This window comes from Tatumella sp. JGM130 (genome assembly GCF_018257525.1).
Classification (GTDB): Bacteria; Pseudomonadota; Gammaproteobacteria; order Enterobacterales; family Enterobacteriaceae; genus Tatumella; species Tatumella punctata.
Genome location: NZ_JAERJS010000049.1, coordinates 1 through 15,462 on the forward strand (window position 1 = coordinate 1; position 15,462 = coordinate 15,462).

Here is a 15,462-nt window from a genome sequence, read left to right on the forward strand (position 1 = left end):
CCGTTATCCAAGATAGACACGGTGTCGCCCGCTCCCGCGGTCCCTTTCAGGATCGGCGTGGCATCGTTACTGGTTTTGTTTACGATATTTTTTCCATTCATATCAAAAATATGAATATCACTTGCGGACACGGATGGTTCTGATTGCAGGGAAGAATCAACATGATCATTATCAGAATGGTGGTGGCTGTCACCTAATAACATTGCCCCAACTCCCAGTAATGTAGCACCAGCTATTAGTGCTACATCAGAAGAGACTGAATCTATAGTAGAAGGGATAGCATCTATACTAACCACTTGGGAAAAGTGAGTGTTATTTGCGCTATTATCTAGCCACCATAAAACTCCATGATTATCCTCAAGAACCAGATTGCTATGCCCACCTCCGTGCGCACTAACGTAGAAGTTTTTTATAGTGATGTGGTCACCTGTAACGGTAACAATTATAAGATCATCTCCCTGACGACTGCTCGATGATATCTGTTCAGGGTTTAAGTGAAGAAGTACGGTACTTTGTGCTGATAAAGTGATATTTGATGTGTTAAAAACAAATTTTTCACCAGTATCCTTAAGTATTACTATAGCTTTAGTCATGTCTTATATGTACCTTTATCATGATATGAGGGACTTAACGCTCAATAATTCATCGACGACCACTCGAGAAACTGGTGCTAAGTGATTATTTTTAATAATTAACATATAGAATAACCAACATAGTCACTTATGACCTAATAATTAGATTTCCATACTATTTTAGGTGGTGGCTCCAATTTATTGATAATGATTTATTGTCATGTAGTACCCGATGACTTTGTCATGCAGTTCAACTGACTTTGAAAACGACAGGGACTTTCTTCCCAGCCTTGCCAGATGCTGCCTGAGATTCAGGTTATGCCGCTCAATTCTTTGTGTGTAACGCTTGCTGATAACGTGAAACTTTCCCTTCAGACGTGACTCATACAACAGCCAGCCATCCGTCATCCAGACCACTACCTCAAAAGGCGACAGTAGCGTCAGAAGCTGCTCCAGGGTTGCCATCGTCCGCTCACCAAAAACGTGCGCGACAACGCGCCTGCGTAGCCTGTCGTTGGCGTGAAACAACCAACGCTGGCGTGATTTAGAGCCGACGTAACCCCACTGTTCGTCCACGTCTGCGCAGACAATCACATCACTGCCCGATTGTATCCGCGAGGTTACTGAGCGGGGCCTGAGTTTTTTAATGTCTGAAAATAGTGCTCAGACCAATACCGATAATGCGTACACTGGCTCGGCATCCAACGCCATTCATGGCTATATCAATGATTTTTGGTGTATACCGGGCTGGGTGGCGGTATAGGTAAAAGTGAGTTGCCATACTTTACGACACTGTTTGCAGAGATAGCGCTGATGACCGGCAGTACTTTTTACGTTAAGGACAGCGCCTTTAGTCCCAGTACAAGCAGGATAACGCACAGAAATGGAAGCCAAAAAAGTAATTCAAAAACAACATCATACACTACATCAATAAGTTGGTAGCGTTACCGATACTTACACTAGCATTACCAAGAATCACGATTTTTATTTGTAAATAAATTTTTTTACAATTTAATTATATTTTTTAATTATTTCAATTGGTTGCATTCATTTACCCACCTATCAGCTCCGAATATTAAGTTCAATATGTATATTACTAAGTGTAGAAATTGTATTAATTAATTTATCAAACTAGAGTTTAACCTACCTATAGTGCATGTAAGTTGATTTTCGCATACCCACCTTCTAAGCCGGAATTTCACTTATTGTAAGGCTAAGATAAATGCTTAGTGTTTGCCAGTAAAGCCCGTTTCAGAACGTTTATTTTAAATGATGAATTTCAGGAACTGAATCATGAATAGGATTTATAAAGTAGTTTGGAACCATTCTTTGATGATCTGGACAGTTGTTTCCGAACTTGGAAGCGGACGTAAGAAGCTCTCTTTCCGTAAGAAAACTGCACGTAGTGCTGGCCAAATTGCATCAGCAATGCTACTGGTCGCTACGAACGCACATGCATTAGATATCAATGGTTATACTGACATAAATTCTTCAACAGATATTAAGGATGGTATGCAGTGGACTGGTACTGCCGTAGTGCAAGTCAACTCTGGAGCTGATGTGACCGTGGCTAACTCCGGGAACACAACACTCAACATGTCCACCTCTACTCCTGCTGACACCAGCTTATGGATTAATGGCGGTTCATTAACAGCGACCAATTCCGGTGACCTGATCACAGGAAATAATTCATTATTACAAATTGGTGGCGCTCAGGCCGGTGGTTTAACCAACCAACAACAGGGCGGTAGCGCAGGAACGCTCTCAGTTAGAGCACTCAAAACATCTGATAATTCCACGGCTTTCAAACTCTGGATGTTCGGCTCATCAGACTCTACTGCGAAGCTGATTGCAGACAGTATTGATTTGCGAGCTAACAATAACAATCTATGGTTCATCTCTCCCGGTGGCTCTGAGCTAGGCTCAGATATTAATGTTGTGAATGATATGACCGTGGTTAACGGTAGTAGTGGAACGATTAATATTAATGGTAACTCTAGTTTAACGGTCGGGGGAAACCTCTATCTGGATACTACAGGAGGATCATTGCTCCTCACAGGTAATGAAAAGTCGTCTGGGATTACTGTTGGCGGAGACATGACCCTCACTAATAATGTGAAGCTATCAGACATTAATGCTGTCAGTACTTTGGCAGGTATTTATTCAACCTTAGTTAATGTTGCTGGTAACATTAACGTCATTGGTCAGAATGTTGGCAATACAGGGCTTCAGCTAATCAATGCTACTGGGACAGGAGTCACGACTCAAGGAGGGGTTAACATATCCTCAACAGCTAGCGGGAATACTACAGATGTAATTTTTGGGCACTCAACTAAGGTGAAGGCATCTAAAGATATTAATCTGACGAGTGTCTCAGATGGGGCTGTCAATCTCTATATTGGTGATTCTAAGTATGGTGCCCCTACAGATATCAGTGCTGACAGTATCACTATGTCGGGTGATGGCGATAACAAGGTTATTTTCAATAACACTAAAACGCCTACAGTAGGTACTGTGGGATATCTGTTTGATGTACCAATTAATGGTTCAGGCAGTGTTGAACAGCAGTCAGGCCATACAACATTGAGCAGTGCTTCTGGCTATGATGGCGGGACGGTGATTAGCGGTGGTTTGTTATCCATCACTAACCATGACGCTTTGGGTACTGGCAGTGTAGCCATTAATACTGGGTTGAATAGTAATTCCTTAGGACTTGATCTTGCTTATACCGATGGTTCAGATTTTACGAATACCTTGACAGGCAGGGGTACGACAACGGTGTCAGGGGACGCCACGATTGTCGGTGATAACAATAACAGTGGTTATACTGGTACTTGGAATATTCTTGGTATCGCAACATCTGATAATGATGTGACTACCAGTCACACAAATTTTGGCAGTGGTGACATCAATATTGCTTCTGCCGGAAAACTGAATGTCGATACAGATAGCTCATTTGATTTTGAAAACCTATTAACTGGTGATGGTGAACTGGTAGCCAGTAACAATGGTGGGGAGTTTAATTTCGGGCATGATGTCGGGAGTCATTTTTCTGGAACGGTTTTATTAAAAAACAATACCTTCAACCTAAGCGATGACAATACGACAGCTTTGACTAGCGCAATATTAGTCGTAGGCGGAGGAAACACAACGACTGTTGGAAATGGCCAGCAAAATATTGGTGGACTTGGCTTTGATGGTGGCAAACTTGTATTTGGTAATGTATCACCAGGCACTAAAACAGTAGATAATACTATTCTGGTTGACAATGAACTGAACCTGACTGGAGCAGGTAATATTCAGATCACTAAAGGAGATGATTTCGAAAACATTGATCACTCTGCTGATACATCCCTTCCATTATTGCAGCAAGATGATGAGGGTATTCTGGTACAGCTTGTGGCAAGTAATGGAATGGTGACAGGTAATGGGGGGAATCTGACTTTGCTGGATGAGAATGGTGATGTCATTTCTGATGCCTCTTATAATAATATTACCCAAAATGGTGAAACTGTCGCGAAAGGAAAATACGATTATCGCCTTACCAATGGTGATGATCAGGACGGCTTGTATGTTAATTATGGACTTAAAGAGGTCGAACTACTGACAACCGGTAGTAATGCCCTAACACTGAACGCTGAGGGTAATACCAGTAATGCAGCAGATTTGAGTGCAAAAGTGACAGGTAGTGGTGACCTACGCATTGATACTGATAGCGATGTTTCTTTATCGAACAGTGAAAACACCTATACCGGCGCTACGTGGGTAACATCCGGAGGTCTGAAACTGGGAAATAATGATGTATTAGGGATGACTAGATTGCTTAATCTGGCTGATGATAGTCATTTGGACCTTAATGGCTACTCACAGACCTTACAAAATATTAACACCGAGTCTGGCAGCGAAATTAAGTTTAATAGCGGAAATCTGACAATTAATAATGGGGTCATTGCCGGTACGATGTCTGGTGACGGAAACCTGAATGTTACCGGAGGCCAACTGACGGTCAGCGGTGATAATACATCAATGACGGCAGATACAACGATAGCTTCAGATGGTACTGTTAGGATGCTGTCATCTCAGGGGCTAGGGACAGGAACAGTCAATAACCAGGGACTACTTTACCTTGGGCAGGATGAATCTGACTCTACATCATCAGACACAGTGATAACGGATTATAGTGTTGGCAATCTTATCAACAGTGGTACTGTCGTTCTTGGTCATAAGGATCTGAGTGGTAATGCTGTTGCCGGTGCAACGTTAATTGTCAATGGGAACTATGATGGGCAAGATGGTCACCTGTTATTTAACACTGTACTGGGTAAGGATGATTCACTGACAGATAAACTTGTAGTTACTGGTGATACTACAGGTACGACAGGTGTCAGTGTTACTAATGCCGGAGGTGTAGGCGATAAAACACTCAATGGAATTGAACTTATATCCGTCGGAGGAGACTCCTCGGGTGAGTTTACTCAGGAAGGACGTATTGTTGCCGGAGCCTATGACTACAGTTTAGTTCGCGGAAAAGAGGCTAATAGCAATAACTGGTACTTGGTCAATAATGGTGATGAAGGTTTTCCGGGTAATGCTCCTAAAGTACTTCCTAAACTACTTCCTGAAGTACGTCCTGAAGGGGGGAGTTACATAGAAAACTTGATCGCAGCAAACAGCCTCTTTAATACCCGATTACATGATCGCCTAGGTGAAACGCAATATATTGATGCACTGACAGGTGAAAAGAAAGTGACTAGTCTTTGGTTACGCCAGGTGGGTAATCATAGTAATTGGAAAGATGGTACAGGTCAGTTAAAAACTCAGAGTAACAGTTATGTCGCTCAATTAGGTGGTGACATTGCTCAATGGACGTCGGATGGGCTCGATCGTGGCCATCTTGGATTGATGGCTGGTTATGGTAATAATAATAGTTCAACGCACTCCAAAACGACAAACTATGATTCTAAAGGATCAATCAGAGGTTACAGTGTCGGTACCTACGGAACTTGGTTTGCTAATGAAAAGGATAAATCAGGACTGTATATTGACAGTTGGTTACAGTACAGTTGGTTTAATAATAATGTCAAAGGTGAAAGCCTGACAAATGAGAACTATAAGTCCAAAGGATTCACTGCTTCTCTTGAGAGTGGTTATACCATGAAAATGGGTGAGTTTTATGGCAGTAAAGGTAATTTTAATGAGTGGTTTATCCAGCCACAGGCACAAGCGACGTGGATGGGTGTAAAAGCACATAACCATACAGAGTCTAATGGGACTGTGGTTAGTAGCGATGGTAATGGAAATATCCAGACGCGCCTAGGGGTTAGGACTTACCTTAAAAGTCATCAAAAAGGTGATAAAGATAATATTCAGGAATTTGAACCTTTTATTGAGTTTAATTGGTTACACAATACTCGTAATTTCGGTACAACAATGGATGGAGCCAGTATAAACCAGGCAGGCGCTCGGAATACTGGAGAAGTAAAAATGGGTGTCGAGGGCAAAATCAACCCTAACCTCAATGTTTGGGTTAATATCGGTAATCAATTGGGTGAAAAAGGATATAGAAATACCAGCGCAATGATAGGTGTTAAATATAGCTATTAGTAGCCTGTTATTGGGGTGAAACACAGTTTCCTAAACCTATCCATAAAATATGGTTCAGGATAGGCTAAGATAAAAATGGCGTGATATTTTCGGTGAGATGAAGATATCACGCTTTTTTGGGGGGATTACCGAATAACCAGAGAAGATATTATCAATATAATAAAAGGCGTCGATACCTTAAAAGTTTCGCTGGCTGTCATGAGTCACTCCTCCTGTTATGTCCATTAAACGTTTTTTCCCGCCCTCAATTATGGATCAGGCGCAGCTATTCCTCAATCCAGCCGACACAGGGCATTCCTTTGTAGTGGTCAACAAAAACTGGCCACAGCTTTAGAGTTTTTCCAGAACAATCGTTCTGATTCATTCGGCGTCAAACCTCCATTATATTGATGAGGTCTGAGCTGGCTGTAATATCCTGTGATGTAATTAGTTATTGCCGTGCTGGCTTCGCTAAAATTCGCGTAGCCATTATCCGGTACCCACTCTGTTTTCAAGCTTCTGAAGAACCGTTCTATCGGGCTGTTATCCCAACAATTTCCACGGCGACTCAAGCTTTGCTTTATTTGATATCTCCACAGTAACTGTCTGAAATTCCTGCTGGTATAGTGGCTACCTTGATCCGAGTGATAAAGTAAATTAGTCGGTTTTCCCCGTGCTTCCCAGGCCATCGACAGGGCTTTACCTGTTAGTGCGGAATCAGGGAAATATGACATCGCCCAGCCAACCGGCTTACGGGAAAACAAATCGAGTACAACAGCTAGATAAGCCCAGCGTTTTCCCGTCCAGATATAAGTCACATCACCGCACCAGGCCTGATTAGGCTCGGTAACAGCAAACTGTCGATCCAGATAATTAGGGATCTCAATATGTTCCTTAGACGCCTTCTTATAACGATGGCCAGGTTGCTGACAGCTGATAATATTGAGCGCTTTCATCAGCTTTGTTGCCCGCCAGCGGCTCAGTTTTATACCTTTGTTGGTGACCATTGCGGCAATGCTTCGCGCTCCTGCTGAACCGTTACTTTCGCGATAAACTTCACGCACAAGGCTCAGTAATGCCACTCTCGTGGCGTCAGGCTTCCTGGGCTGCCGCCAGTATTTATAACTGCTGCGATGAACCCCAAACACGTTGCACACAACGGCAACAGGAAACCGCGCCCTGAGTTTCTCAAATAATGAGAATTGTTCAGGGAGTCTGACATCAAGAGCGCGGTAGCCTTTTTTAATATATCCCTTTCCATTTCAACACGTTGGAGCCTTTTCTTCAACTCACGTATCTCAATCTGCTCAGGTGTCATGGGTGAAGCTATGGGTGATTTACCCGTTCGCTCTTCTTTCAGTTGTCGAACCCATTTATCCATCGTGGATTTGCCGACATTCATTGCTGTAGCAGCAGCGGCAACGGTGTAATGCTGATCGAGAACTAACTGAGCCGCTTCGAGGCGAAACTCGGGGCTGAAATTGCGTCTGGTACGTCCGGTCATAATGTCACCTGTTTTGACTATGAGGCGATGATATCACCTCTATTCAGGTGGCGAAATTTAGTGTGCCACTACAGTTCGACGTTAATGCTGGCCTGCGTAAAAGGATTGCATGGCTCGGTACCTACCGGTGAAGTAATTTTCTTTCGTTCCTTTGTGGCCTTATTTCCGCTCCTGTTTTGGCTGAAACTGCAGGGTAATATTCTGGAAAACCTCAGAACCCACAATATATTCGGTCACCTGATCCGGGGCTTTTCCGGCACCGGCGGGATGTATTTTAACTATCTGCCGCTAGTCTATATTTCGCTGGCCGATGCGACGGCGCTGAGTTACGCCGCACCAATGTTTACCGTTATTATGGCAGCCATCCTGCTGAAAGAGCATGTCCGGCTTTCCCGCTGGGTAGCGGTGATCGTCGGGTTCTCGGGAATTATTGTGATGCTGTCGGCAAGCCTAGGTCAGGGAGACTCCCTGTTCAGCCGTGGACTGCATAACGGAGCAACATTAGGTGTACTGTTCGCATTAATCGCAGCACTTTGTACAGCCACCTCGAATATACAGATCCGCTTCCTGAACGGGATCGAAAAGCCGGGCGCCATCGTGTTCTATTTTTCACTGATGACCACCTTTATCGGCTTGGCGAGCTGGGCTTTTGGCTGGAGAGTTCCGGACAAAATGCAGCTCCTGTTACTGATCGGCTGCGGGCTTTTTGGGGGTATGGCTCAAATTCTGGTGACCCTAAGCCTACGTTATACGGATGCTTCTCTATTGGCACCATTCGATTACACCACACTGGTCTGGTCGATGATCGCAGGTTACCTTTTCCTGAAGAGTTTGCCAGTATCTTCCACACTGGCAGGCGCAGTTATTGTCGCATCTTCAGATATATTTACACTATGGTCAGAACAACGCCGACATCAGCTAAGTATAAAAAAAATTAATACCAAATAGAGTCGCTGCCGATCCTTTGGTAAGCAAGTTAAGACATATGAAGTCATGCGTCAGGCTGTCTGTGAGTATGCAGAGCGTGCCGCTGCGCGGCGAGCAGCAGTTCTGCGGGCATATTGCTATATTTTTGAAAACGTCACCGTTCGCCGTCAATGAACTGTATTACGGGAATATTGACAGTGAAAATCTGATGACTCCCACACAAGGTACCAAAAACAGCATAGCCGCAGCGGTGAAAGAACCGGATAAGATCTGGGTGAATGGACATCGATATGCAAAAGCGGATTATATGCTCAATGATTTTACTCACAGCGTGGTTTCTCTGCTGAATCTGTTCGGTGATACTCAGTCCCGAAACAGCAGTAATCAGCTGATGAAGGTCGTGGACAGTATCAACCATTCAGGTATGGGAAAAGTGTGGTTTGCGGGACGGGGCATCGCCCCTAAGTGGCAAATGAAACGAGAAATGCTTTCCCCTGCATACACCACCAGATGGACAGATTTACCAGTAGCTCGATTATGAATACCTCTGCTATCTTATTATCTTGTTATCTTATTATCTTTCCATGCCCCCCCTTTTTTTGGGTTCATCGCGTTTTACCGGGGAACGCTGCTTTTATCTTCAGGAAGAAGTAGTCGTTATCCCGGTATCCATATGCCATGCGTTTCAGCACCTTGATCTTGTTATTCATTCCTTCAAGTATGCTCGTATTCAGCCGGTGCGTCGCACTGGCGATTATTCCGCTTATGTAGTTCTTCAGCTTGTTAGCGAACTGCTCTAATGCCCTGACCCCACTCTCATCGCACTGTCTATACCACTCATTCCAGCGTGCTTGTGCTGCCGCCTTATCTGGCGCATACCATATCTCTTTCAGCGCAGTTTTCATTACATACACGGTATTTAGCGGCTGATTAGCCTCCAGCAGTTCTGCCAGTTTTACCTCATGTCCTGCCGGCAGATTTTCTGGGTTACGCAACAGTAACCAGCGGCTGCGTTTGATAACCTGCCGCGCTTTTTTGTTGTCACGCAACTGATTAGCCTGGTCGACCCGTACCCTGTCGATAACCTCACGACCGAACTTTGCCACGACGTGGAAGAGGTCATACACCACTTCTGCCTGTGGGCATTGCTCTCTGACCTCCAGATCCAGTGCGGTGTTCATATCCATTGCCACAGATTCAATGGCAGCACAACCTTCAGGACCCAGCCAAGTAAAGAGCAGACGGAAGGCCACCCGGCTTCGACCTTCACCAACCCACAGCACCTGCTGTGTATCTGCATCCACGACAACAGTGGCATAACGATGGCCTTTGAATAGAGCGAACTCATCCATCATCAGACGGCGCAGGGTACGACGCTCAGGCTCTTGTAGCTCGCGTCGCAATCGGCGGAGGTCGATGTTCTTGATGGTATGCCAGTGCAGCCCCGTCAACTGCGCTACATGCTTAACGGGTAACAGCCCGGTAAGAGACTCCACCCAGACGGTTAAGGTGGAGGTATAACGTTGTCGCTCAGGCAACCAGGATATGCGTTCAGTAACGATACCGCAGGATGCACATCGCAGACGGCGGACGGGAACCTGAAGTGTAATGCGCCAGTGCAGCAAGTCACGTTCACGAACCCGGCGCAGGGAAACATCATGAACAGCACAGGTGTTCTGGCCACATCGGCGGCAGGCGGGTGCAAAGTCCGGGTCCGGCCGGAGGGTAATAAGAAGCGCATCGTGTGCGCATGTGGTAAAGGAATCGACGGTGAAACCTTCCCAGAAAAGTGAAGAGAGGTTAGCATTCATGGCAGACGGCGGTTAAGTGGCTGGTTAGTGTTTTGGCGAATACAAAACTAACCACTTTTACCGCCGTTTTCTATTAGTTCACGCTAAGGTGCGATGAACCTTTTTTTGTCTATTTGCTATCTTGTTATCTTGTTATCTTGTTATTTTGTTATCTTGTTATCTTGTTATCTTGTTATCTTGTTATCTTAATTTAATTGTAAATCAGTTATTTACAAACCTATTAAGTTAACATCAAAACAAGTAATTGCAAAAATTATGCTCTCGTGGCAATGTTAAGTTGTTATCTTAACAACTTAACATGAGGCTATAATGATAATTGTATTAGGTAGTCAAAAAGGTGGTGTGGGTAAAAGTACACTTGCGGTATCAATAGCCGCATATCTGATGTCATTAGGTAATCGCGTGATTATCGTCGACGCAGATGACCAAAAATCAGTGCTAACTTGGTACAACAACCGTCCTGAAGATCTCCCACATATTCCGGTTACAGGCGCAACAGGCAACATCAAAGCAATGTTAAAGGAGCACGAAAAATCCTATGACTTTGTCATTGCAGACTGTGCAGGCCGTGATAGCGCAGAAATGCGTAGTGGATTGATGGCCGCAGATGTGTTTATTTCTCCTCTGCGTCCTTCTCAGATGGACTTGGATGTTGTGCCTCATACATGCTCCGTTTTTACAGCAGCAAAAGATTTTAATGAGGATGTTCGGGGTTATCTCGTTTTAAACATGACGCCCACAAACATGTTTGTCAATGAAGCCAATCAGGCAGCAGGAGTACTTAAGGATTACCCTGAAATGCATCTGGCGAACTCCCGAGTATGTGATCGTAAAGCACATCGAGACGCGTGGGCCGAATCAATGACAATTTTTGAAACGCAAAATGATAAAGCACAACATGAAATTGAAGCGTTAGTTAAAGAGGTTATTCTGTGAGAAATAGAGCAGGTATTCCACCTCGTGACGAGGCAGCATTTATTAACGGTGGCACGGCTGGTATTGATAATGCCCAAAAATCATCAGATAAAACTACGGTTGTAAGCAAAGCAAAACCAGTGAGCATTTCCTTTTTTGATGAGAATCTGAAAGATATTGATGATCTTATAATGGCAGAGATGGTTTCTGGTAAAGGCAGAGTGAATCGATCTGACATAGTCAGGGCGGCGGTAGAAGCACTAAAAATGTTAACAAAATCAGATATATCTCGGTTGATATCCGAAACAAAACAAAGATAATATCTTGTTATCTTGTTATCTTGTTATCTTGTTATCTTGTTATCTTGTTATCTTGTTATCTTGTTATCTTGCTAGTATGAGAGAAGGTATGTACGAAAACATACGTTAAAAACGTAACCATATGTTTGAGGTCTATACGCTCGCAAATCTACCGAGCAGGTTTACGTTAATTTGATTACTGGGTTTATTAACGCCGGAAGGCATACTGGTACCAATAAAAAGAGTAAACGAAACCCTCATTTTCTTTACTCGCTTTAACTGATCAAAAATATTCACTGTACGTTTTCTCACGACTGGCTTTCACCTTCCTCACTGGTCGGCAGTCTGCCTCGAAGGAATTCAGCACCGGTATCACAAGAAAATGCGTGATCCTAAAGAAGGTATTTCATTGGCGGCGATTACCGCAAAAGAAACTACTCATAGCAATTTCAGTGGGACTGGAGGCGGTCTTGGCTTAGGAACGGGAGGGCTGGGGGTATTTTTTGGCGGCATATCTGGTACTCGTCAGGATCAGACCCAACGGGCAAAAAACTTTGTCGCGCCGGAAAAGGCCTCACCCAACCTTTTGAGAATGTATGCTCCGTTGTTATCACTTCTCGGAGTAGGTATGTTGTCGGGAATGATTGGAGGTTTGATGCTAAGACAGGACACCGGTGATGCCGTCGGATTAAGTACCGCAACGACTGTCCTAGACAGTTCATCGGTCTCAACCAATTCAAATGTTGATTTCTTAATTGTCGCTCTACGTTTTGTCGTGCCAGCAATGGCTCTGATCGCTGCGATAATCTGGTTGTTTTTTTCCAGCGGAAAGGCTAAGACTGTTGAAAATGAAAGGATAAAAAAACACAGGTAAGAGACAAGATTAAGGAAGAAATTTACTACCGGCTGCGTTATGTCGAGTCTGATCATGTAGTATTCGACCCAGTCACATTCCGTGAAGTGCCCGCAGAGCGTGAGTGTATTATTCGGTTGCTATGCGAACTTGCCAGCGAGAAAGCCAACAAGTTGAAATGAACACAGTGATGTCGGGAACCCGCCAGAATGTTATGGACAGTATAAAGAAGGAAAAGAGCACTCAGTGACGCTGACAGAAAAATCGGGCCATCTAGCATGGTGCGCCCTTGTAGCCCTTGCGCTGGCCAGACAGGAGGGTAGTGTTCTCTCTCCGGCACAGGAAAACCTCTTTCTCACCCGCTGGCTGGCGACTGCGCTGAAGCAACGACGTTTTTCGCGAGATGTGGCGCCCGATATCGAGTGGTTTCTGAAACAGGGACGCCAGCTGGGCGTCAGCGCGAAGCTGGCCAGCAAGCTGAATTACCTCTGGCGCTCCTGTTCCGGCTGACGTATGCCCTAGAAACTGCGAAAGACATGAACTGGAATTACCGTCTGTTGAGCGATCGGGAATGGTCTGGCCGGAATGCTGTTGCGCTGAATGCCGGCGTAAACGGTATTTATCTCTCGCGGACTAGCCTCGATGCGGCATTTGACGACGATGGGCGACAGATAAATCCGCTGCTGACGCGTCTGACCGGGAATGTTGGGGGCGTGGTAACGCTGTTTAACCGCTGTGGCTGGCAGGCTGATCCGGCACACGATGCCTCCCAGCCCCATCAGTATTCGCTGATGACCGGACAGGGAGTATCAGGAAAGGATGATTAGTGGTGGATCTGCGTCAGGTCATCTTCCGTCAGACCGGTCATTTTCATGACGGTACTGCGGTCAATGCCGTTCTGCAGCATGGTACGGGCAATTTTCAGAGTGGTTTCACGCTCGCCTTCGGTGCGGCCTTTTTCAATGCCGCGCTGTTCGCCGAGCTTAAGGCCTTCTGCCCTGCCTTTCTCAATACCCTTCTGCTCAAGCTGCTGTGCGATGGTCATAAGTGCGTCTCCGTGTTGCGGCACACGCTGTGCCAGTTCGCGTACAAAGGATTCGGCGTCGGCTGATTCGCCTGCCTGTACAATATAGTGTACCAGCGATATTACCTGAGATGAAGACAGATAGCCGGCCAGTAAAATGGGCGCCAGCCGGTCAACCAGTTCTGCCAAGTCCCGCTGATGAATATGTTTCTGCAGTAAGGTCAGGGCAGCCATACTGCGATGCTCGGCGATTTCATCATCCGGAATGACCGTAACGTCTACCAGCGGGAAAGCGCTGCTGTAGAGTTTGCCTGCCAGCCCGGGATCGTCAAATTCATCCAGCCAGCGGGTAGAGTACGGGTACGGGCTGCGTTTACCCGTATAGAACAGCACCGGTATTACCAGTGGCAGTTTTTTATGCCCTGCCTCCAGATGGCGCTGCATGGCAGCTACCGCATAGCGTATGAGGCGGAAAGCCATATGTTTGTCCGGCGTTGACTGGTGTTCGACCAGAACATGAATATATCCGTCGCCGGCTGTCGTTTTAAGGCTGTAGAGAACATCGCTGAAATACTGGCGGAGGTCATCCTCAACGAACGAGCCTGATTCAAGTTTCAGTGTGCTGAGATCGCAGACTGCACGCAGCTCTGCGGGCAGGTGGATTTCCATGAAATCCCGTGCAATATCTGGTTGCGTAAGGAACTGCCTGAACGTGGCATCGTGGGGTGTGGGTGTGCTGCTTTTCTTCTTCATCAGCCCTGGCTCTGAGAAATGACCCTAGAATGTTATCACAGCTCAGAAAAAGCTAACATTGGCGCTGAACGGAATTGCCATTCCTTCAGGGTGCTGGGGTGGTTCGGTCCCCTACTTTATTCTGGTAACACCGGGCTGGCCGCATCGTCACGCAGACGCATGATGGTTTGTCGCGAGGTACCAAATTCTCGGGCAACGGCGCTGATACTGGTGCCCGCTTTCAAGTGTTCAAGCGCTGCCTGCCGCTGGTCCGGGTTCAGCGCCGGTGGCCGGCCAAACCGTTTTCCGGCAGCTCTGGCTCTTGCAAGGCCAGAATGTGTGCGCTCAATCAGCAGGTCTTTCTCAAACTCTGCTACCGCTGAAATAACCTGCATGGTCATCTTGCCGGCCGCGCTGGTGAGGTCCACGCCACCCAGCGCAAGGCAGTGTACGCGAATACCGGACGTTGCCAGCTGCTCCACGGTCTTTCGCACGTCCATTGCATCACGGCCAAGGCGATCAAGCTTGGTCACTATCAGTACATCGTCATTTTCCATGCGATCAAGTAATCGGGCAAAACCGGGGCGTTCGCTGGCGGTCACAGACCCGCTGATTTGTTCCTCAATCAGGCGCTGTGGTTTAACGGTAAAACCGGCAGCTTCAATTTCCCTGCGCTGATTTTCCGTTGTTTGTTCAAGTGTGGATACACGGCAGTAAGCAAATACTCGTGACATTGTATAATTTTCTGTACGAAATGGATGTACGAATTATAGCGCATGTACGAAACTAATTTCACTATCTTTTGGACAGGGACTGCAATGGGTGTACGAAAACGGTCTATTTCGGATAGTACAAAATGATACCCACAGTAAACTATAAGGGGTCTGACGCTCAGAGGAAGAAAACATTGCTTAACGTGAGTTTTCGTTCCACTGAGCGTCAGCCCCCTTTGATGGCTAACTTGGGAGGAGCACATGGTGGTGACTAGCGAAGCGGTTGATGAAAATGTTGATACTTTCGCAATCTATAAAAAATACATGAAGCCTTGGGTTGATGATCTCTTAGGCTGGGATGAGCAGTTTCAGTTTAACGGATTTAGTAAGAATCTCCGACAGCATTACTTTCGATGGATTTTTATCGACGGGGAGAAAGTAGGTATTAGCTGCTGGTAATGATCCCAATTTATTGATAGTGATTTATTGTCATGTAGTACCCGATGACTTTGTCATGCAGTTCAACTGA

11 protein-coding genes and 3 pseudogenes are annotated in these 15,462 nt (G+C 45.6%); 8 read left to right on the forward strand and 6 right to left on the reverse strand.

The features are described from left to right. Positions 1–593, reverse strand: a 593-nt coding sequence (locus JK211_RS15760) for a BapA prefix-like domain-containing protein (protein WP_212709576.1), incomplete at its 3' end; no start/stop codon positions are given. A gap of 177 nt (positions 594–770) precedes the next feature. Further along, positions 771–1,466, reverse strand: a pseudogene (locus tag JK211_RS15765) (IS1 family transposase). Between the two features lie 399 nt (positions 1,467–1,865). On the opposite strand from JK211_RS15765, the gene JK211_RS15770 reads away from it, so the two are divergent. After that, positions 1,866–6,176 carry an autotransporter outer membrane beta-barrel domain-containing protein gene (locus JK211_RS15770; protein ID WP_212709577.1) on the forward strand — a complete coding sequence of 1,437 codons (4,311 nt, stop codon included), beginning with the start codon at positions 1,866–1,868 and terminating at the stop codon, positions 6,174–6,176. A gap of 308 nt (positions 6,177–6,484) precedes the next feature. On the opposite strand, the gene JK211_RS15775 is transcribed toward JK211_RS15770, so the two are convergent. Beyond that, positions 6,485–7,659 (reverse strand): IS3 family transposase gene (locus JK211_RS15775; RefSeq protein WP_212709578.1). Its coding sequence is split into 2 segments (ribosomal slippage): positions 6,485–7,401 and positions 7,401–7,659, totalling 1,176 coding nucleotides; the frame shifts between segments, so codons are not numbered across the junction. 84 nt (positions 7,660–7,743) lie between these two features. On the opposite strand from JK211_RS15775, the gene JK211_RS15780 reads away from it, so the two are divergent. Continuing rightward, a complete protein-coding gene (locus JK211_RS15780; protein WP_249213823.1) occupies positions 7,744–8,607 on the forward strand; it encodes a DMT family transporter in 864 nt (287 codons plus the stop codon). A 9-nt stretch (positions 8,608–8,616) separates the two neighbouring features. Next, positions 8,617–9,127 (forward strand): annotated as a pseudogene (locus tag JK211_RS15785) (DUF4113 domain-containing protein); the annotation flags it as partial. Positions 9,128–9,191: 64 nt separating this feature from the next. Here the strand turns inward: JK211_RS15785 and JK211_RS15790 are convergent. Further along, positions 9,192–10,397, reverse strand: coding sequence for an ISL3 family transposase (locus tag JK211_RS15790; RefSeq protein ID WP_212709580.1), 1,206 nt, complete (start codon positions 10,395–10,397; stop codon positions 9,192–9,194). Positions 10,398–10,706: 309 nt separating this feature from the next. Between JK211_RS15790 and JK211_RS15795 the strand changes: the two genes are divergently transcribed. From JK211_RS15795 to JK211_RS15810, 4 genes and pseudogenes are all read left to right on the forward strand, one after another. Further along, complete coding sequence (locus tag JK211_RS15795; protein ID WP_212709581.1) at positions 10,707–11,333, forward strand: ParA family plasmid-partitioning AAA ATPase; 627 nt, start codon at positions 10,707–10,709, stop codon at positions 11,331–11,333. Then, the gene (locus tag JK211_RS15800) at positions 11,330–11,632 is read left to right on the forward strand and encodes a hypothetical protein (RefSeq protein ID WP_212709582.1); all 303 of its coding nucleotides are present in this window, start codon (positions 11,330–11,332) and stop codon (positions 11,630–11,632) included. The genes JK211_RS15795 and JK211_RS15800 overlap by 4 nt, the downstream gene beginning before the upstream one ends. 361 nt (positions 11,633–11,993) lie before the next feature. Further along, entirely contained in the window at positions 11,994–12,485 is a 492-nt protein-coding gene (locus JK211_RS15805) for a hypothetical protein (protein ID WP_249213822.1), read from the forward strand. A 225-nt stretch (positions 12,486–12,710) separates the two neighbouring features. After that, positions 12,711–13,291 (forward strand): annotated as a pseudogene (locus JK211_RS15810) (DUF2913 family protein). Here the strand turns inward: JK211_RS15810 and JK211_RS15815 are convergent. Further along, positions 13,288–14,241, reverse strand: coding sequence for an Rpn family recombination-promoting nuclease/putative transposase (locus JK211_RS15815; RefSeq protein ID WP_212709583.1), 954 nt, complete (start codon positions 14,239–14,241; stop codon positions 13,288–13,290). The pseudogene JK211_RS15810 and the gene JK211_RS15815 overlap by 4 nt on opposite strands. A gap of 116 nt (positions 14,242–14,357) precedes the next feature. After that, entirely contained in the window at positions 14,358–14,954 is a 597-nt protein-coding gene (locus JK211_RS15820; RefSeq protein ID WP_212709584.1) for a recombinase family protein, read from the reverse strand. Positions 14,955–15,194: 240 nt separating this feature from the next. Here JK211_RS15820 and JK211_RS15825 point away from each other — a divergent pair, with 240 nt between their 5' ends. Further along, on the forward strand, positions 15,195–15,392 hold the full coding sequence (locus JK211_RS15825) for a hypothetical protein (RefSeq protein ID WP_212709585.1): 198 nt from the start codon (positions 15,195–15,197) through the stop codon (positions 15,390–15,392). The last annotated feature ends 70 nt before the right edge of the window (positions 15,393–15,462 follow it).

Bases quoted from the DNA above. Each gene is read 5' to 3' on its own strand.
- JK211_RS15770 (WP_212709577.1), top strand. From the start codon at position 1,866: ATGAATAGGATTTATAAAGTAGTTTGGAACCATTCTTTGATGATCTGG.
- JK211_RS15780 (WP_249213823.1), top strand. From the start codon at position 7,744: ATGCTGGCCTGCGTAAAAGGATTGCATGGCTCGGTACCTACCGGTGAA.
- JK211_RS15790 (WP_212709580.1), bottom strand. From the start codon at position 10,397: ATGAATGCTAACCTCTCTTCACTTTTCTGGGAAGGTTTCACCGTCGAT.
- JK211_RS15795 (WP_212709581.1), top strand. From the start codon at position 10,707: ATGATAATTGTATTAGGTAGTCAAAAAGGTGGTGTGGGTAAAAGTACA.
- JK211_RS15805 (WP_249213822.1), top strand. From the start codon at position 11,994: ATGCGTGATCCTAAAGAAGGTATTTCATTGGCGGCGATTACCGCAAAA.
- JK211_RS15815 (WP_212709583.1), bottom strand. From the start codon at position 14,241: ATGAAGAAGAAAAGCAGCACACCCACACCCCACGATGCCACGTTCAGG.
- JK211_RS15820 (WP_212709584.1), bottom strand. From the start codon at position 14,954: ATGTCACGAGTATTTGCTTACTGCCGTGTATCCACACTTGAACAAACA.
- JK211_RS15825 (WP_212709585.1), top strand. From the start codon at position 15,195: ATGGTGGTGACTAGCGAAGCGGTTGATGAAAATGTTGATACTTTCGCA.